Here is a 17,415-nt window from a genome sequence, read left to right as displayed (position 1 = left end):
TTGAAAAATAAAGTAAAAATTTCGGGTTTGCTCATCACCTATAACGAGGAAGAATTTATTGATGATTTTATAATCGCTTTGGATTTTGTAGATGAGTTAATCATTATAGATTCTTATAGCACGGACAGCACCGTCGAAAAAATTAAAAAATATCCTCACGTAAGGCTTATTCAACGACCTTTTAAAAATTTTACGGACCAAAAATCATTTGCCTTAAAACAGGCTACCCATAACTGGGTTCTTTTTCTGGATGCTGATGAAAGAATTCCCGAAGCATTGAAAAATGAGATTTTGAGTACCATAAATTCGGAGGAATCTACGGCGAGTGCCTACTTTTTTTACAGAACCTTTATGTTCAAAAATAAAGTACTTCACTTTAGTGGTTGGCAGACAGATAAAAACTATAGACTATTTAAAAAAGACAAGGTAGCGTTTACACAAGACCGTATCGTTCACGAAACCCTAGTTGTAGACGGTGTATCTGCTACGCTTCAAAATAAGCTCATTCATTACTCGTATAAGACCTACGAGGATTACAAAGGCAAAATGATACGCTATGGGGAACTCAAAGCGCAGGAAGAATATCAAAAAGGAAAAAGATGGTCCCTAGCCCAACAGCTATTGCGGCCGGCTTGGAAATTTATGAACCATTACCTCTTACGTTGTGGTATTTTGGACGGAAGTAAAGGCCTTATAATCTGCTATTTAAATGCCCTTGGCGTATATGCTCGGTATAAAAAACTTAAACAATTGGATAGCCTTTAAGATGCGCAAAGAAAATAACAGCATCCTATGTTAGTTTTGGCGGTTATTAGAACGATATTAGCGTCTCCTAAAAAATTTCTTAACAGGAATAGATTGATAAATAATCACTCCAGCGAATCTTTTTGACCTCCTTGCTGTTAACCCACATCATAAAGAATGGAAAATTAAAATTACTACGGAGCATTAAATTCAAAAAATGATGCTAAATAGTTGTGGATAGCATTGGTAAACGCCTGATTTTTAGATTAAATTTAGCTTCCATACTACATCAAGGTACCTATGCATAGTTTAAAAAGTGTATGGTTTCATCAAAAAAAAATCAACAATTTGCACTACAAATCCTTATCATAAACCAATCGTGTAGCTTACCTTTGTCACTTTTGTACTAAAAATCGTATGTTTTAAAGAGAAGGATATACTTTTTTAGTCTTTTTTGAGTTTAAATATACGAGCATCAACGTTTCATTGCCCCAATATAATTGAAATGCGCACACCCTTAACTGCTTTGGTAATTACCTATAATGAGATGCATTGTATTGAACGTTGCATTGCGTCAATCTCTTTTGCCGACGAAATTATTGTGGTTGATTCGTTTAGTACAGACGGCACCTACGAATATCTTTTAACCCATCCCAAAGTAAAGGTGGTGCAACGACCCTTTGAAAATTTTACAAGGCAAAAGTCTTTTGCACTTTCCAAGGCAACCCACAATTGGGTGCTCTTTGTTGATGCTGATGAAGAGATAACCGCCCCATTACAGACTGAAATTAAAAGTACCCTACAACACAATACCAGTTGTGTGGCATATTGGTTTCGGCGAAAGTTTATGTTCTGTGGCAAACCGCTACATTTTAGTGGCTGGCAAACCGATAAAAATTATCGCTTATTCCGAAAGGATAAAGTGCAATTTTCCGAAAAAAGAATGGTTCATGAAACCTTGGAAATCAATGGAAAATCAGGTATTCTTAAAGAAAAACTAATTCATTATTGCTATCGGGATTACGACAACTACAAATCCAAAATGCGTCATTACGGACAATTGAAAGCCAAAGAGTATTGTATGTTAGATAAAAAATTTAACTACATGCAGTTGATCCTTAAACCCTTTTGGAAATTTACCTACAATTATGTGGTGCGCCTCGGATTTTTAGACGGTAGAAAAGGAATAACCATTTGCTATCTGGGGGCGCTAGAAGTTATTGTTCGCTATGCCGAACTACGCAAACTAGAGACACGTAACCAACGGCAAGCTTATTATTATAGCGCCAACAAGAAGTCGGTTTTGGCAGAGTAACACTTCCGGTTTTCTGACCGTTTTCCTTTTTACATCTTCTACTTTTTATACGACCCCTAATTCCCTTATTTTGGAAATTCAATTTTTATATCTTTGTGCTCCAAAATTATGGATACAAAATTAGTAGAAGAAGCAAATCAGTGCTATACCATCTTACAGCAGGGCGGTATTATACTCTATCCTACAGATACCGTTTGGGGCATTGGTTGCGATGCTACCAATGAGGAAGCAGTAAAAAAAATATACGCCCTAAAAAAAAGAGACGAGGCTAAGGCTATGATTTGTTTGGTTGCCAACGAACCTATGCTGGGCAAGTATGTAAAGGAAGTGCCGCAAATGGCTTATACACTCATCGAATTATCGGAGAAGCCCATCACTATTATCTACGACAATCCAATTGGTGTTGCCCAAAACCTCATCGCCGAAGACCAAACCTTGGCACTTCGTGTTGCGCAACATGCGTTTTGCCAATACCTTATTAAAAAACTTAGGAAACCCCTTGTATCTACATCGGCCAATGTAAGTGGTAGTCCCTCACCATCAAATTTTAAAGAAATAAGTTCCGCGATTTTAAAAGGTGTAGACTATGTCGTAAATTTGGAGCGAGATACCGCTAAAAGCAAGCCTTCATCAATTATAAAACTCGGTACGGATGGAACGGTAAAAGTGATCCGTGAATAATACCATGCATAAAAACTGTAGTGAAGCCATACAACTCCCTATATTCTCTATCATTGCAACGGCAGCCGCTGATCTGGGGGTAGACTGTTACCTGATTGGAGGTTATGTGCGCGATTTTTTATTACAACGTCAAAGTCCAAAAGATATAGATATCGTAGCCATTGGCAGTGGTATTGATCTGGCGAAAAAGGTAGCCGAAAAATTACCCGGAAAACCAGAAGTGACCGTATTTAAGAATTTTGGTACGGCCATGCTGAAACATGGTACTATAGATTTGGAATTTGTGGGAGCGCGAAGAGAGAGTTACCGGTCGGAGAGTAGAAAGCCCTTTGTAGAAGATGGTACTTTAGAAGACGACCAAAAAAGAAGGGATTTTACCATAAATGCCTTGGCTATTTCCCTTAACAAAGCGAATTATGCCGACTTATTAGATCCTTTTCAGGGCCTAACAGATTTAGAACGAAAGCAAATTAGGACGCCATTAGAACCAAGTATTACTTTTTCGGACGATCCGTTGCGAATGTTACGTGCCATTCGGTTTGCAGCACAATTAAACTTTACTATAGATGCTAACGCATTACAGGCTATAGCCAACAACAAGGATCGTATAAAAATAATTTCCGGAGAACGCATCGTAGAAGAACTTCACAAAATCCTTTTAAGTCCAAAACCATCTATAGGCTTTACACTTTTGCACCACACCGGGTTACTGGCACACATTCTTCCGGAATTAGTAGCATTGCAAGGGATAGAAGAGGTAGAGGGACAACGCCACAAAGATAATTTTTGGCACACGCTGGAAGTGGTAGATAATATTTCAGAGCATACAGATCATCTATGGTTGCGCTGGGCCGCTTTGCTACACGATATTGGGAAAGCCCCCACAAAACGCTTTGACAAAAAAATAGGCTGGACTTTTCACGGCCACGAATACGTTGGCTCCAAAATGGTGCACAAAATCTTCAAACGGCTAAGAATGCCCCTGAATGAGAAATTAAAATTTGTTCAAAAAATGGTGCTGATGAGTTCCCGACCTATCGCACTTTCAGTAGAACACGTTACGGATTCGGCGGTGCGGCGTCTCGTTTTTGACGCTGGTGACCACGTGGATGACCTCATGACATTATGCGAGGCAGACATCACTACCAAAAATCCAAAGAAACAAAAAAAATATAAGAACAATTTTAAGGAAGTACGGCAAAAAATAATAGAGGTAGAAGAACGAGACCATATAAGAAACTTCCAACCTCCGGTAACCGGAGAGGAAATAATGACCATTTTTAATTTAAAACCATCAAAGAAAATTGGGATTATAAAAGAGGCTATAAAAGAGGCTATCCTAGAGGGAGAAATTCCTAATGAACACGAAGCCGCCTTTCAGTTTATGCTAAAAAAAGGGAAGGCATTAGGTTTAGTTACTACCTCAAAATAAAGAGGTCCTTTTTTTAAAACACTATAAACCAAAACTTTGTGATTGCCCTTTTCACCTACGCCAAAGGATTAAAGCCTTAGGATAAATTATGGAAAAACGTTTTAGAAATATCGCGAAAGTAGCTTTGGTATTAGTATATCTAGTCATTGTGGCCGGAGCTGTGGTACGTATGACCGGAAGTGGTATGGGCTGCCCCGATTGGCCCAAATGTTTTGGCTATTATATTCCGCCCACCCATGCCTCGGAATTAGAATGGAAACCCACCCACACCTATCGTTCCGGTCAGGTAATTATAAGAGACGAAACGCTGCAGGTAGCCAAAACCGATTTTACCACAGAAACCGCGTTCGACACTAAAAATTGGGAACCCTATACTAAACACGATTATGCGGTCTTTAATCCGGCACATACTTGGACAGAATTTATTAATAGACTTTTTGGTGCTTTGGCCGGTTTAGGAACCCTCGTGCTTGCTTTATATTCCCTAACGTTTTGGAAAAAACAAAAGGTCGTTACCCTAGTGTCTTGGGTTGTAGTTCTCGCTATGGGCTTTCAGGCTTGGCTGGGTGCTACTGTGGTGTACTCGGTATTAGAACCTGTGAAAATTTCAGTTCATATGGTCATGGCTTTAGTTATTGTGGCGCTTTTGTTATTCCTAATTCATAAAACAAAAAACAGGGATACGCCCCTACCCTATGATCCCCTTACCGTAAGACTCCTTTTCGTAGCGCTGGCATTCTCCTTGTTTCAAATTATAGTAGGCACTCAGGTACGCCAATTTGTAGATGTTCAAACCGATCTTTTTGGGGAAAGCAACAAACACTTATGGCTACAAAATCCGAACGTTCAATTTTATGTACATCGCAGCTTTTCTATTTTAGTAGTGCTTTTAAATCTCTTTCTTGCGTACCGCATAACCAAAAAAAATCTGGGATATGATAAAATTCGGTGGGTGCTTTTGTTGCTTTTTCTAGAGGTTATTTCTGGTATGGGTATGTACTACCTTCATTTTCCCTTTAGTAGCCAACCGTTGCATTTAGTTTTTGCTGCGGTGCTGTTCGGACTTCAATTCTATTTGATATTGGAACCTATAAAATCGGCTACAAGTCCTAAAACTTTGTAACTTTGTGGCACCCAAAACACCTAGGCAATGATATATAAAATCAGAATTATTTTGGATGCGGAAGAAGACATCTTTAGGGATCTGGAAATTGAAGGAGATAATACCTTAGAAGACTTCCACAATTCCATAACACAGGCTTTTGGCTTTGGCGGACACGAAATGGCTTCGTTTTATACTTGCGACGACCAATGGAACCAACAGGAAGAGATTGCGCTTTTTGATATGAGCGAAAACGGTTCTGACTTAAGGCTAATGAGTGAGACTTTTGTAGAAGATCTTTTGACCGAAAATACCCCAAAACTCATTTATGTGTACGACTTTCTAAGCATGTGGACGTTCTTTGTAGAATTGGCCGATATTGTAGATCCTATGCCCGGACAAGCCTATCCTAATTTACTTTTCAGTTTCGGTGAAATTCCCGATGCCGCTCCCGATAAAAAGTTTGAAGCCGAACCCGGATTTGATTTTGAAGATACCCTTGATAATTACGAAGATCTTGATTTTGATGAAAATTGGAACTAATCCATAGGCTTCTAAAATTGACCCATCACCTTTTCAACGCATCATCTTTTTTAACCCTTAAACTATTTCTTTATCCTGTAAATGATCAATCTATACACCACCCAAATTGAAACCATCTCCCTGCATCGTGTGGGAAATAAAAATAAAAACGAATCGCTATTTTTATCCCAAGAACCTTTCGCCCTTAATGACGAGACCACAGGCTTGCTCAAAGAATATTTTTTTAAGCCCTTTCGCGAAAAAGAGGAAAACTACTTTAAATTATCTCATGAGGTAGATTTGGAATTCAATCCCGTTTACAAAATGGCCTCCGCCATTTTTGCCGATCCGGACTCCGTGCATGAACAGTCTAAAGCCATCGCAACACATCTATTTGAACAATCGAACCATCCCCATATTAAAAGTGGCGAAGTATATGTGGCTTACCTTAGCGGAATGTATGTAGACAATGTAAAGTTGGATGCCGTGGGGATTTTTAAAAGTGAACTAAAACAAGACTTCCTTCAATTCACAGAAAAAGAGGGGAATCTTGATATTTTGATACAGCAGGGCATCAACATCAACAAACTTGATAAAGGGTGTCTCATTTTTAACACAAACAAAGAGGAAGGTTATAAAGTATTATCTGTAGACAGCAACCGCTATGACGCTAAATATTGGCTTGAAAACTTCTTGGAGGTCGCGGTACTGGCCGATGAAAATTTCCTGACTAAGAACTACTTGAAATTCTGCCAAAATTTTGCTAAAGATGTTGTTCTACCGGCCGAAGATAAACAACAAGAAGTTTTGTTTATGAACAGGGCGGTAAACCATTTTGCGAAAAACGACGCCTTTGAGGAAACCAATTTCTTAAACGAAGTCATGGAGAATCCGGAGTTTATACCAGAATTCAAAAATTATAAGGTAGACAAAGGAGCTAAATACAGCATTGAAGATGTCTCTAACTTTGATATTGCGAATAAGGCGGTTTCCGAAGCGCGAAAAAAAATAAAAAACGTCATTCATTTAGACACCAATATACAAATACGGCTCGACTTTATAAATCCCGATTCTGCGGAAAAGTTTGTAGAGAAAGGGTGGGATGAAGAACGACTGATGTACTACTATCTGGTCTACTTTAATAAAGAACAAAAAAGCTAAGGTGTTGATTGCCCTTTTTAAGATCACTTCAGAGTTTCCATTCCGGTAAAAGGGATCGTGCTTTGGAGGAAAAATAGGATCATCCTGTTTTTTTTGCGGTACTTTGCAACCCCTATTTTTAGTATTCCGCTTTTATGTGGTAGCTGTTGTTGATTTTGACTTGATTTCTTAAATTTTTGCCCTTCCCTAAAAGGGTACATCGATGACATCTTCATTACCTCCTTTTAGATCGAGGCAAATCATGAAAATTTTAGTATTAAATAAGTACTAAATACTCAAAATACACTATGGGTTATGCTTTATCTTTTTATATTGCAAAAACCCATTACAACGCAGCAACAGCAAGTAATAAAAAATTTAATGAAACTGACTATTCCCGAGGCAAGCCATGGGGGTATACTTCTACTGCGCTCAGTACGGGTTTTGCCAGTTTCATTTTGGTCTTTAGGCCAAAAACCGAAATTTTGTATTTTATCTCAGCCGGAACTGCAAAAAGGCAATTCCGATCGCTCCAAAGGATAGGTAAATAGGAAACCCCGACCCTTGGGTCGGGGAATCTTTAGATTGAAATCGTAAGAGTACGTTTCTAAATTCGCATTTTTAGAATAAGGCTCTTTTTTTATTAAATTAGACTTGTCACTGGCGCGTTGGAGCCCGTAACGCATAACAAAGGAGTAAATCCACCTTGGAACACACCCGCGAGGCATTAAAAGGAAGCTTTACAATCCGTTTTGAAGGCAACGTCGAAGCATTAAAATATCGATTATTAAATAAAAATCACCTGCCAAAATAAAATTATGACTAAAACACTAAAATTCTCCAACCTTCAAGAAAAACAACCCACACACTATCAAATTAACGGACTCGATCTGGTCATCGTTAAGTATGAAGACAAAGTGTCTGTACTTTACGGTCGCTGCTTGCACCGTGGCGCACTGATGTCTGACGGATATGTGGAGGGAAACAATCTCATTTGCGGCTTGCACGGCTGGGATTACCGCATCGATACGGGCGTTTCGGAATACAATAACGAAGAAGTGTTACACAAATTCACCGCAAAAATCAAAGACGATTTTATCTGGGTAGATGAAGCTGAAATCAATGCTTTTTTAGAAGAACATCCGCAACCCTTCAACAGAGATCAATACCTCGGGCAGTATGCCGATACGCATCCTGAAGAGACCGAACCCTATACCAACTACATCAAAGAACTCGCCCAAAACGGACTCAAAAACTACGGACATCACGGTCCATCGGCCAGTATGGGTGTAGATAGAAATACCTTACCCAAATGGGAAAGCATTCAGTTTCTCCCTGCTCAATTGGCAAGTCGTCCACTTTTAGATGATGAAGCGGTAGAAACGTCTGTGATTATCGGTGCAAAGGCAAAAAAACCACTCAAACTAGACATGCCGCTTTTTGTGTCCGATATGAGTTTTGGCGCACTTTCTCGTGAAGCTAAAATTGCCTTGGCGAAAGGCGCTGAACTAGCAGGCACAGGTATTTGCAGTGGCGAAGGTGGAATGCTACCGCAAGAGCAGGAAAGCAATTCCAAATATTTCTACGAGTTAGCCTCCGGTAAATTTGGTTTTTCGTGGGATAAGGTAAAAAAAGCCCAAGCCTTTCATTTTAAAGGCGGTCAAGGCGCAAAAACAGGTACAGGTGGACACTTACCCGGCAATAAAGTCACCAAAGAAATAGCTGAAGTGCGAGGCTTGAAAGAAGGCGAAACTGCCATTTCACCTGCGGCTTTCCCAGATTTGTTTACAGCAGAAGATTTTAGAAAAGTAGCTGAGGAAGTGAGAGAAAAAACGGGTGGCATTCCCATTGGGTTTAAAATTGCTGCCAGCCACATTGAAGCAGATATAGACTTTGCACTAAAAGTGGGTGTAGATTACATTATCCTTGACGGACGAGGTGGCGGAACAGGCTCTGCTCCTACTATTTTGAGAGACAATATTAATGTGCCTACCATTCCTGCATTGGCTCGTGCCAGAAAACACTTGGACAAAGTAGGTGCTAAAGAGGTAACGCTCGTCATTACAGGCGGATTGCGTGTAGCAGAAGATTTCGCAAAGGCATTGATGCTGGGTGCAGACGCCATTGCAGTTTCCAATTCGGCCTTACAGGCTATCGGTTGTTTGGGTATGAGGGCGTGCGCTTCCAATAATTGTCCGGTGGGAATTGCTACCCAAAAAGAAAGCCTTAGAAGTCGCTTAATTATTGATGCATCGGCGAAACAATTATTCAATTTTTTCAGTGCTACCAATGATTTAATCAAAGTGGTGGCGCGTTCCTGTGGACACGATTCGGTTAGTAAATTTAATCAAAACGACTTATCAACTATGGATTATGACATTCATAGACTGACAAGTATCAATTATGCAGGAATACACTAAACAGGAATTAATTATGAAAAAGTACACTAAAATAGACCAATACATTCACCAACTTAGTCAAACGGTCGCAAAATTTGGACGAAGCTTTTCGGAAAAGAAAGAAGACGATAGCCATACCAATCTGCGCTTTGACCTTATTGGAAAACAAATCTGGGGACGATGGGCAAATATCCGTAGTGGACATTTAATTTTAAGCCTAAACTTAGCGCACCAAACCTTTCATTTGCTGGATAAACAAAACCGAGAAGTGGCCTCTTTTGAAACCATTGGAAAAGCCCAAAGCGAGGTAGAAATAGCTATTGCCCATTTTCTTACTAAAAATCTTAAGGTAGATGGAGCCGATTTTTTAAAACCCTTGCATTTTGAAATACCAGATTACGATTTTAAAAATGATGCCCTACAAAAATGGGACTCCGAAGCCCTAGACCAATGGTTGCACTATAGAGCTTTAGCAAATCAAGCTTGTAGCTTATTGAACGACCACCTAAATGTAGAATCCGAAATTAGAATATGGCCCCACCATTTCGACACCGGAATTTACACCGAAGTGAATCAAAACATCGGCATTGGTTTTGGCTGGGCAATGGCAGACAGTATGATTGATGAAGCGTATTTTTATTTTTCAGTTTACAGCCTTAATGAGCACAATGTCGACTATGCTACCACAAAACCTTTATCTGTCGGTAAATGGATAACCGGCGAGCACTGGAATGGTGCAGTACTTCCATTAAGTGACACGAAGTTAGCTACTATTCAACCCTTTTTAAAAGAGGCTACACAATGGTCACAATCCTAAATTAAATAAAATTAACCACAATGAAGGCCATTTGGAACAATCAACTTGTCGCAGAAAGTAACGAAACAATTGTTATCGAAAACAACCATTATTTTCCAGCAGATAGTATTAAAAAGGAATTTTTTAAAGATAGTACTACAAATACCTCATGCCATTGGAAAGGTGTAGCCAGTTATAAGACATTAGAGGTAAATGGAGAAAGCAACAAAGATGCCGCTTGGTACTATCCCGAGCCTAAAGAAATGGCAAAAGCAATAAAAGGTTATTTTGCCTTTTGGAAAGGTGTAAAAATTGAAAAGTAATGAGTTTAAAAGATCAATTTTCAAATACCCGTAAATCCACAGAACAGCTTTGTAATCCTTTGGAAACCGAAGATTACGTAGTGCAACCCATGAATAATGTGTCACCGCCTAAGTGGCATTTGGCTCATACGACTTGGTTTTTTGAACAATTTATTTTGGTCAATTTCGCAAAGGATTACGCTGTTTTTCACCCTGATTTTGCATATCTATTTAACAGTTATTACAACAATATGGGTGAACGCAGCTTGCGACAAAACCGAGGTTTTATGACCCGACCCAGTGTAGCAAAAATATACGAATACCGAAAATACGTTACTGAAATTATCGTTAATTTACTGGAAAATAACCCTAGTGATGAAGTATTAACCTTGGTAGAAATAGGTATAAACCACGAGCAGCAGCATCAAGAACTTTTGGCGTATGACATCAAGTATATTTTAGGCACTCAGCCTACATTCCCAAGCATTGGCTCCTATTTCAGGGCAAAAAAAGAAACCCAAACGCAGCAATGGCACCCTATCGAAGCAGGAGTTTATGAAATAGGGCATCAAACAAACGACTTTTGTTTCGACAATGAATTGCCGGTACACAAAGTGTATATACAGAGTTGTGAAATAAGTAACAAACTAGTAACCAATGGAGAATACATCGAATTTATAGAAGCAGGCGGATACGAAAACTTCAACTTATGGCACGATGAAGGTTGGCATTTTATTCAAAATAACGAAATAAAATCGCCCCTATATTGGCATTACAAAGACGGACAATGGTGGCATTATCACTTTAATGGTTTAGAAAAACTCAATCCCCGTTTACCCGTTTCGCATATTTCAATGTACGAAGCTTATGCATTTGCCACTTGGAAAGGGATGCGCTTACCTACCGAGTTTGAATGGGAAATAGCTTCCAAAAAAATGGAATGGGGACAACTTTGGGAATGGACCAACTCTGCCTATTTGCCCTACCCTGGCTTTAAGCAAGCAGAAGGTGCATTAGGCGAATACAACGGTAAGTTTATGATAAATCAAATAGTACTTCGTGGGTCTTCGGTAGCCACACCACAAGGGCATAAGCGCGCAACCTATCGCAATTTTTTTCACGCTTCCAGCCGTTGGATTTTTTCTGGAATACGACTGGTAAAAAAAAGTGATTTTTAAATGCAACAATTTTTAGAACACGTAAAAGAAGGACTTCATAAATCACCCAAAAAACTCTCTTCCCGTTATTTTTATGATGCCAAAGGGGATGCACTTTTTCAGCAAATAATGCAGTTAGATGAATATTATTTGCCCCGCAGCGAAATGCAAATCATCACAAGCAAAAGTGTGCAACTAGCCCAAGATATTTCTGCCAAACATAAAAAAATACAAATAGTAGAGCTTGGGGCTGGCGATGGAACCAAAACAAAACATTTGCTAAGGCAAGTAAAACCCTATTTTGAGACTTTAGAATATGTAGCTTTAGATATATCTTCCAATGTATTAAACATCAATAAGGAAGAAATAAAAGCAGTAGCGAGCGACATAAACATCACGAGTATAGCCGGAAATTATTTTGACACCTATAAAAAATTACCTCCCTCAGAAAACAGTAGATTGGTATTGTTTTTAGGAGCCAATATTGGCAATTATCCCACACCAGAAGCTATCTGTTTTTTCAAATTTATAAAGGCCAAACTCAAAGCAAACGACGCTTTGCTCGTAGCCTTTGACCTCGTAAAACATCCCAGAAAAATACTAGCTGCTTATGACGATAGTCAGGGAGTTACTAAGCAATTCAATATGAATCTGTTGGCACGAATGAACCGAGAATTGGGAGCTAATTTTGACCTAGAAGCTTTTGACCATTTCCCTTTTTACAATCCTATGACAGGCATCACTTCCAGCCAGATTATTAGCTTAAAAAAGCAAACCATAGAATTTAAAGATGGATTTTCGGTTGTATTTGATGCCTACGAAGCCATACATACAGAGGTATCTAAAAAGTTTTTTTGGACAGATATAGAAGAAATAGCCCAAGCCTCAAATATGCAGATTTTACAAACTTATTTTGATGTAAAAAAAGAATACGCCTTCGTTTTATTTCAGCCCAATGTCTAAACCTACGGTTATCTTCTCTAACGGATTGCCTATTTTCTATAATTTTCTAACTAAAAATTGGGTGTCGAACAATGATTTCATTCCTTTGGTTTTGTATCTTGATTTGTACATACTTCCAAAGTGATTTTAGATTTCAAAAACGAATTATTAATTGAATATCAATACTTTAAACAATAGAAGTCCCTAATTAGTATCAAATAAGTATTAAATACTCAAAATGCACAACGGTTTAAGCTTTCTCTTTTTCTACTGTAAAAACCCATTGCAATGCAGCGCCGTTAATTATTGAAATAATAAGAAAACGTTTCTAAATTCGAATTTTAAGCGTAAGGCATCCTTTTTTTTATTACATTAGTTTTGTCACACCGGTGCGCCCTGAAAAAAAAGCAGTAAATCACCTCAGAGCACACCTTCGAGGCATTAAAAGGAACCTTTACAATCCGTTTTGACGCCAACCTCGAAGCGAAGCATTAAAATATCGATTATCAAATATAAATCACCTGCCAAAACCAAAATAAATAAAATGAAAAACCTTTCTTTTCTTTTCAGCTGTATTTTAATTTTAATTTCTTTGGTAACTAAGGCGCAAGAGCCTACTACCACCGGAAATATTACCCTCATTAACAACGTTCAAATCTTTAACGGAAAGGATGAAAAAACCATAAGCGGCAACGTGCTTTTGGTAGGTAATCGCATCAGCAAAATTTCAACCACAGCAATAGCCACGGACAAAAGCGGTACTACAAGAATTATTGATGGTCAAGGAAAATTTCTAATGCCCGGATTAATCGACGCGCATGCGCATCTAATGTGTGCAGGCATCACCCAACAAACTATTTTAACAGCCGATATCGGTTTTGTAAACTTGGTGGCCGCCAAAACAGCGGAACAGACCCTATTACGGGGTATTACCTCTGTGCGTGATTTAGGTGGCCCTGTTTTAGGTCTAAAAAGAGCGATTGACTTAGGAATACACAAAGGGCCACGAATTTGGCCCTCAGGGGCATTTATTTCGCAGACCGGAGGACATGGCGATTTTCGTTTGCCCAATGAAATACCTCGATTATCGAACTCCGGCCCTACGTATTCTGAACGCGTTAACGCTGCTATCATTGCAGATAACCCGGATGATGTTCGGCGTGCCGCAAGGGAACAGTTAATGCTTGGCGCAAGTCAGTTAAAACTCATGGCAGGTGGCGGAGTTTCTTCAGTGTATGATCCTTTAGACGTTTCTCAATATACAGAAGCGGAATTTATAGCGGCGGTAGAGGCCGCAGAAAATTGGGGCACCTATGTTACTGTACACGCATACACTCCTAAAGCGATACGAACCGCCATTGCTGCGGGTGTAAAATGTATTGACCACGGACAGTTGGTCGATGAAGCTACAGCCCAGCTCATGGCTTCTAAAGGAATATGGTGGAGTTTGCAAGTGTTCTTAGACGACGAAGATGCCAATCCAAAATCTAACGAAGACAGTAGAGCAAAACAAATTGAGGTTTCTAAAGGAACGGCTAATGCGTACACATTGGCCAAAAAATATAAAGTAAAAACGGCATGGGGGTCAGACTTTCTTTTTGATCCTTCGGCGCGGGTGCAACAAGGCAAACAAATGGCAAAAATGGCACGGTGGTACACCCCTTTTGAAATACTAAAAATGGTTACCAAAGATAATGCAGAACTGCTTCAACTTGCCGGTAAACGAAGTCCCTATCAAGGTGTTTTAGGTGTCATTGAAGAAGGAGCCTTGGCCGATATTTTACTTGTAGATGGCAATCCACTACAAGACATAAATCTCATTGCAGATCCCGAAAAGAACTTTGTTTTAATTATAAAAGATGGTGTCATCTTTAAGAATACCCTAAAGTAGAACAAAAAATAACGGAAAAGAAACCAAAGGTTCTTACTCAAGAAATGTATATTGTTGACGTTTTAAAAAACAATTTACTGAATTTTAATGCGCTGTTCTATAATTTGATGCATACTTACATCTTCATAGTTCCGTTTCACAAAATCTAACGCTAAGGACAGTACTTGCCCCATGGTGGTACATTTTTTAAACTTTTTGTCTAACGTAAGGTCATAAATTTGTTCTCGTAGCATTTTAACATTTTCGGGCAATGAAATACGATCGGCTTTAATGATGGTGATAAGTTTCTTAATACGGTTGCCCGAACTTAGAATCCGTTTGGCCACAATAGATCGTTCTTCTATTTTATACTGATCCACAGAATAATTCTGTAATTTACTGCGAACAAGTTCTACCATTAAAAAATTTTCCTTAAAAAACTGCGGACGATAAACCTTTAATTTTCCTTCAAAACATTGTTGGTCAAAATCTATAGCCCGTATTTTGTACACCACATGATCAAAGTCGTGGGTTGGCACGATGACGTAGTTATAGGAACGCATATCGCCCAAAAGGCGTATCATACAACGTTCGTTAAATTTTACAAACTCCTTGGCCAACTGCGATTTTTCAGATTCCGAACATTTTGGAAGCATCTCCTTAATAAAAACATCCCCGGGAATCCCTGCAATATGCTCTTCTATTAAGGTATTCATATACACCAAAAAATTAAGGTTATAGGGCGATAGCATATGCTCTAATTCCAATCCATAGACCCGAGATGCGTCGGCCTTTTTTACATAGAAATACGTGAAATTATCATTGAGAATATTCCTGATTTTAATACGAAAAGGCTTGGAATTTCCAAACGTACAATAATCCACAGCATCAACATTCAGGTACTGTACAATATGGTCTCCCCCATCGGAATGAAGAATGGAATAGACTTTTTTAAGACTTAAATCGATTTCCTTTCTGTCAAATTCAGAATAGAATACCCGAATCCAAAGGGTATCTTCGTCATTAGAATCGTAAACTACTACCGAACCCGAAAAACGCAAAAGATCTTCATAAAAGATTGGTATTTCTATCTTTCTGTTGTAATGATTCAAATACGCATCCAAATCATCATTTATAGAATAAGAAGGTTTCTTTTTAGACATCAATCGTTCTTCCGACATAGTGTTGATCTTAAATTTGACTTACTTTGTAACAAAGTACGCTTTCAAGCGTCAAGTTAACATAAACAAATCAAAAACTCTTCCATTTTGGAAACGATTCTTAGCGTAAGCCACCTCACTAAAAAATTCGGTCATCTCACCGCTGTAAAAGATCTTTCTTTTACGATAGAAAAAGGCAATGTATACGGTATTTTAGGCCCTAACGGAAGTGGAAAATCGACCACCTTGGGGACTGTACTCAATGTTGTAAACAAAACCCACGGGGAATTTTCTTGGTTTAATGGACACACTTCCACGCACCAAGCGCTTAAAAAGGTGGGTGCCATTATAGAACGTCCCAACTTTTACCCCTATATGTCCGCCTTACAAAACTTAAAATTAGTCTGCAAAATTAAGGAGGTAAGCTATGCGAAAATTGAGACTACATTAAAGCTGGTAGACTTATGGGATAGAAAAGACAGTAAATTTGAAACTTTTTCTTTGGGCATGAAACAGCGTCTGGCCATCGCTTCTGCGCTACTGAACGATCCTGAGATATTAATTTTAGACGAGCCCACCAACGGTTTAGATCCCCAAGGCATACATCAAATACGGGAAATCATAAAAAAGGTAGCGGCTCAAGGGACAACCATTCTATTGGCCTCACATTTGTTAGACGAAGTAGAAAAGGTGTGCAGCCATGTAATTATTCTTCGAAAGGGAGAAAAACTATACGCTGGGCCGGTTGATACCATGTTGGCTAGTTTTGGATACTTTGAACTAAAAACAGCCCAAACGGATGCTTTGGTTGCTTTTTTGAAAAATCATCTCAGCTTTGCCTCTGTTAACTTTAACAATGAATTGGTTATAGCGGTTTTAAGGGAAGAACTTAAACCGGAAATCCTTAACCGCATGTTGTTTGAAAAAGGCATTTTCCTATCGCACTTAGTAAAACGGAAAGAAAGTTTGGAAGATCAATTTTTAGCCTTAACGAAACAGCAAACCAACGCCTAAACGTATGATACGATTGCTTCACATAGAATTTATAAAACTTTGGAACAACAGGGCTAGTAAAATATTGATTTTTGCCTATTTCATCCTACTTTGTTCAATAGCACTGGTAGCTGCTATAAAGTTCAACATTGGCCCCATACAGTTCCATTTGGCCGATCAGGGCATCTTTAATTTTCCGTATATCTGGCATTTCAACACCTACATTGCGGCATTCTTTAAATTGTTTTTGGCCATTGTCATTGTATCTATGGTGGCTAATGAATACAGCAATAAAACCATCAAACAAAATTTAATAGACGGTTTAAGCAAAAAGGAGTTCATCCTCTCAAAATTTTTAACAGTGGTTTCATTTGCGCTGATTTCCACCTTTTTTGTCTTTTGTGTATCGATCATATTGGGTCTGGTCTATTCCGATTATACGGAGATTTCTATCATCGTTTCGGATTTAGAATATGTGTTGGCCTACTTTATTAAATTGGTAGCTTTTTTTTCTTTTTGTCTTCTTTTAGGGATTTTAATTAAACGTTCGGCGTTTGCCCTTGGTTTTTTAATCTTATGGATGGTACTGGAGCAGTTCCTTTATGCTGTATTGGGGTGGCGCGTAGTATCTTGGGAAACGGCGCGCAGTATAAAAAACTTCTTTCCGTTACAAGCTATGTCCAATGTTATTAAAGAACCCTTTAGCCGCTTATCCGCAGTAAAAAACATTGGGCTACAATTAGGTGAGGATTTTAGATTCGATGTGGATGTGCACGGGTATGAAGTCCTTGTTTTAATTGGTTGGACTATTATTTTCGTCTATTTGTCTTATGCTATATTGAAAAAGCGAGATTTATAGT

16 protein-coding genes are annotated in these 17,415 nt (G+C 38.7%); 15 read left to right on the top strand and 1 reads right to left on the bottom strand.

What is annotated here, in order from left to right; genetic code table 11:
• The 13 genes from U1E44_RS13535 to U1E44_RS13475 all read left to right on the top strand — a co-directional run bounded on the left by U1E44_RS13535 (nucleotide 1) and on the right by U1E44_RS13475 (nucleotide 14,423).
• Entirely contained in the window at nucleotides 1–765 is a 765-nt protein-coding gene (locus U1E44_RS13535) for a glycosyltransferase family 2 protein (protein ID WP_322931634.1), read from the top strand.
• 484 nt (nucleotides 766–1,249) lie between these two features.
• Nucleotides 1,250–2,059 carry a glycosyltransferase family 2 protein gene (locus U1E44_RS13530; protein WP_322931633.1) on the top strand — a complete coding sequence of 270 codons (810 nt, stop codon included), beginning with the start codon at nucleotides 1,250–1,252 and terminating at the stop codon, nucleotides 2,057–2,059.
• A 108-nt stretch (nucleotides 2,060–2,167) separates the two neighbouring features.
• Entirely contained in the window at nucleotides 2,168–2,740 is a 573-nt protein-coding gene (locus tag U1E44_RS13525; RefSeq protein ID WP_322931632.1) for an L-threonylcarbamoyladenylate synthase, read from the top strand.
• 4 nt (nucleotides 2,741–2,744) lie between these two features.
• The gene (locus U1E44_RS13520; protein ID WP_323673905.1) at nucleotides 2,745–4,172 is read left to right on the top strand and encodes a CCA tRNA nucleotidyltransferase; all 1,428 of its coding nucleotides are present in this window, start codon (nucleotides 2,745–2,747) and stop codon (nucleotides 4,170–4,172) included.
• Nucleotides 4,173–4,260: 88 nt separating this feature from the next.
• The gene (locus tag U1E44_RS13515) at nucleotides 4,261–5,295 is read left to right on the top strand and encodes a COX15/CtaA family protein (RefSeq protein WP_322931630.1); all 1,035 of its coding nucleotides are present in this window, start codon (nucleotides 4,261–4,263) and stop codon (nucleotides 5,293–5,295) included.
• A 27-nt stretch (nucleotides 5,296–5,322) separates the two neighbouring features.
• Complete coding sequence (locus U1E44_RS13510) at nucleotides 5,323–5,817, top strand: IS1096 element passenger TnpR family protein (RefSeq protein WP_322931629.1); 495 nt, start codon at nucleotides 5,323–5,325, stop codon at nucleotides 5,815–5,817.
• A gap of 81 nt (nucleotides 5,818–5,898) precedes the next feature.
• On the top strand, nucleotides 5,899–6,957 hold the full coding sequence (locus U1E44_RS13505) for a nucleoid-associated protein (protein WP_322931628.1): 1,059 nt from the start codon (nucleotides 5,899–5,901) through the stop codon (nucleotides 6,955–6,957).
• Nucleotides 6,958–7,754: 797 nt separating this feature from the next.
• Nucleotides 7,755–9,356 (top strand): glutamate synthase-related protein, encoded by a 1,602-nt coding sequence (locus tag U1E44_RS13500; protein ID WP_322931627.1) that lies wholly within the window; start codon nucleotides 7,755–7,757, stop codon nucleotides 9,354–9,356.
• 13 nt (nucleotides 9,357–9,369) lie between these two features.
• On the top strand, nucleotides 9,370–10,152 hold the full coding sequence (locus tag U1E44_RS13495) for a hypothetical protein (protein WP_322931626.1): 783 nt from the start codon (nucleotides 9,370–9,372) through the stop codon (nucleotides 10,150–10,152).
• Nucleotides 10,153–10,172: 20 nt separating this feature from the next.
• Entirely contained in the window at nucleotides 10,173–10,454 is a 282-nt protein-coding gene (locus tag U1E44_RS13490) for a DUF427 domain-containing protein (RefSeq protein WP_322931625.1), read from the top strand.
• Nucleotides 10,454–11,611 (top strand): ergothioneine biosynthesis protein EgtB, encoded by a 1,158-nt coding sequence (gene egtB / locus U1E44_RS13485; protein WP_322931624.1) that lies wholly within the window; start codon nucleotides 10,454–10,456, stop codon nucleotides 11,609–11,611. Before U1E44_RS13490 ends, egtB begins: the two co-directional genes overlap by 1 nt.
• Nucleotides 11,612–12,553 (top strand): L-histidine N(alpha)-methyltransferase, encoded by a 942-nt coding sequence (locus U1E44_RS13480; protein WP_322931623.1) that lies wholly within the window; start codon nucleotides 11,612–11,614, stop codon nucleotides 12,551–12,553.
• Nucleotides 12,554–13,076: 523 nt separating this feature from the next.
• Nucleotides 13,077–14,423, top strand: a complete 1,347-nt coding sequence (locus tag U1E44_RS13475; RefSeq protein WP_322931622.1) for a metal-dependent hydrolase family protein — start codon at nucleotides 13,077–13,079, stop codon at nucleotides 14,421–14,423.
• Between the two features lie 74 nt (nucleotides 14,424–14,497).
• On the opposite strand, the gene U1E44_RS13470 is transcribed toward U1E44_RS13475, so the two are convergent.
• Nucleotides 14,498–15,583 carry a hypothetical protein gene (locus U1E44_RS13470; RefSeq protein ID WP_322931621.1) on the bottom strand — a complete coding sequence of 362 codons (1,086 nt, stop codon included), beginning with the start codon at nucleotides 15,581–15,583 and terminating at the stop codon, nucleotides 14,498–14,500.
• A gap of 87 nt (nucleotides 15,584–15,670) precedes the next feature.
• Between U1E44_RS13470 and U1E44_RS13465 the strand changes: the two genes are divergently transcribed.
• On the top strand, nucleotides 15,671–16,576 hold the full coding sequence (locus U1E44_RS13465) for an ABC transporter ATP-binding protein (protein WP_322931620.1): 906 nt from the start codon (nucleotides 15,671–15,673) through the stop codon (nucleotides 16,574–16,576).
• Nucleotides 16,577–16,580: 4 nt separating this feature from the next.
• Nucleotides 16,581–17,414: an ABC transporter permease gene (locus tag U1E44_RS13460; RefSeq protein ID WP_322931619.1), complete on the top strand. Its 834-nt coding sequence runs from the start codon at nucleotides 16,581–16,583 to the stop codon at nucleotides 17,412–17,414.
• Nucleotide 17,415: the final 1 nt, after the last annotated feature.

This window comes from Aurantibrevibacter litoralis (genome assembly GCF_034651555.1).
In the GTDB taxonomy this organism is placed as follows: Bacteria; Bacteroidota; Bacteroidia; order Flavobacteriales; family Flavobacteriaceae; genus Aurantibrevibacter; species Aurantibrevibacter litoralis.
Note: the sequence above shows the minus strand (reverse complement) of the source record. Positions and strands in the feature narration are given on the sequence as shown.